At 39.6% G+C, this 723-nt stretch carries 1 protein-coding gene; it reads left to right on the forward strand.

Features of this window, described 5'->3' with window-relative positions; genetic code table 11:
* On the forward strand, window positions 1-723 hold a 723-nt coding region (locus tag ES676_RS14580; protein ID WP_148371054.1), incomplete at both ends, for an Ig-like domain-containing protein.

The raw sequence follows: 723 nt of genomic DNA on the forward strand, positions 1-723 counted from the left end.
AAGTAACGCCAGTAAATGATGCACCAGTAGCAGTAGACGATAATTATACCGTTTCAGAAGAAAGTACAGTAATATTAACACCATTAGATTTAGATAGTGATATTGATGGTGATATTTTAAGCATTGTTTCTATAAATGGAACTTTATTAACACCAGGAACAGTGCAAGTTATCACGACTCCAAATGGAACAGTGAATATAGATGCAGCAGGTGTTATTACGTTCACACCGAGTGATAATTACAATGGTACGGAGACCTTTGCATATGTCATTACTGATGGTACAGAAACAGCTACAGCCAACCAAACCATTACGGTAACGCCAGTTGCAGATATTGTAGCCGATACAAATACTACGCCAGAAGACACAGCAGTAACTGTAGATGTCTTAGATAATGATGGCTTCCAAGGAGTTTACGGAACGGACTATGAAGTAACAAATGTAACAGCTCCAGCAAACGGAACTGTAGTTATTAATCCTGACGGCACAGTAACGTACACACCAGACTCTGACTTTAACGGAACGGATACGTTTAATTACACCGTAACGGTAACCAACCCTGATGGAACTACAACCACAGAAACAGCAACAGTAACAGTAACGGTAAACCCAAGCGATGATGCAAATGACGATACAGTAACAACGGATGAGGATACAGCAGTTGCTATTGATGTCTTAGATAATGATACGTTCGATCCATCAAGTACAATAGAAGTAACAGATG

The organism is Bizionia saleffrena (assembly GCF_008086175.1).
Lineage (GTDB): Bacteria > Bacteroidota > Bacteroidia > Flavobacteriales > Flavobacteriaceae > Bizionia > Bizionia saleffrena.